Here is a 1398-nt window from a genome sequence, read left to right on the forward strand (position 1 = left end):
GTCAACCTCCAGCGCGTTCTACAAGTCCAGACCCACCCGCGGTGAAAGAGACGCCTCGACCGCCCGCGTACCATCGACCGGCGTCATCCGCGAAAGCGAACTCATGAATAAGACGGGCTAGGACAGTTGGCGGTATCGGAAGAGCTTCGACTGCCAAATCAAGTGATGGTCCAGGGTGCGATTGTCCACAAGCCCTTGCCCCATTGAGGCACCTGCGCTGACACCAAAGCGCGTCCCACTGAAATCACCTTTGACTTTTGGAACACAGTGCGCTGATCTGTCTTAGAGGCCATTGGGACAGGGGACTGATACCAACGGCTCTTCCCGCAGACTCTCCGCAATTCCGCCCGCCTCCGTTTCGTGATTCCCTGTCGCGAAAGGAGATTCGCCATGGGATCAGCGGTGAAGATGCGGACGGACTACACGGCCAACGATTTGCGGCGGGCGGCGACGCGGACGAAAGATGTGCGGCAGAGCCGGCGGCTCCTGTCGCTGGCGGCGGTGTTGACCGGGATGAGCCGCGAGGAGGCCGCCCGGACCGGCGGGATGGATCGCCAGACGCTGCGCGATTGGGTGCATCGCTTCAACCAGTTCGGCCCCGACGGGCTGACCGACGGCCACCGCGCCGGCCGCAAGCAGCGGCTCTCGGCCGAGCAGAAGGCAGAGCTTGCGCGGATCGTGGAGCAAGGTCCCGACCTCGCGGTCGACGGCGTGGTGCGGTGGCGGCGCGTCGACTTGAAGCGCGTCATCGAGCAGCGCTTCGGGGTGGCCTATCACGAGCGCTATGTCGGCAAGCTCCTGGAGCAGTTGGGCTTCAGCCACGTCAGCGCGCGGCCGCGCCATCCGGCGCAGGATGGCGAGATCGTCGAGGCCTATAAAAAAACTTCGCGCGCACGCTGAGCGCCCACCTGGCCGACCTGCCGAAGGACAAGCCGGTCGAGATCTGGTTTCAGGACGAAGCCCGTATCGGCCAGAAGAACGGCGTGGTTCGGCAATGGGCGCGCCGCGGCACCCGGCCCCGCCAGCCCGCCGACCAGCGCTACACCTCGGCCTACCTGTTCGGCGCCATCTGTCCCGCGCGGGGAACGGGGGCGGCGCTGGCCATGCCCTACGTCGACACCGAGGCCATGCAGGCGCACATCGACGAGATCAGCCGGCATGTCGCCAGGGGTGCGCATGCCGTGCTGATCATGGACCGCGCCGGCTGGCACACGACCGCCAGGCTGAAGGTGCCGAAGAACATCACGCCAATCTTCCTGCCCTCGCGGGCGCCGGAGCTGATACCAACGGCTCTTCCCGCAGACTCTCCGCAATTCCGCCCGCCTCCGTTTCGTGATTCCCTGTCGCGAAAGGAGATTCGCCATGGGATCAGCGGTGAAGATGCGGACGGACTACACG

At 65.4% G+C, this 1398-nt stretch carries 1 pseudogene; it reads left to right on the forward strand.

Going from position 1 to position 1398, the window contains the following annotated elements:
- Positions 1-390: 390 nt before the first annotated feature.
- Positions 391-1280 (forward strand): annotated as a pseudogene (locus tag N1F91_RS30885) (IS630 family transposase); the annotation flags it as partial.
- Positions 1281-1398 lie beyond the last annotated feature (118 nt).

It is taken from the genome of Aquibium sp. ELW1220 (assembly GCF_030398385.1).
Classification (GTDB): Bacteria; Pseudomonadota; Alphaproteobacteria; order Rhizobiales; family Rhizobiaceae; genus Aquibium.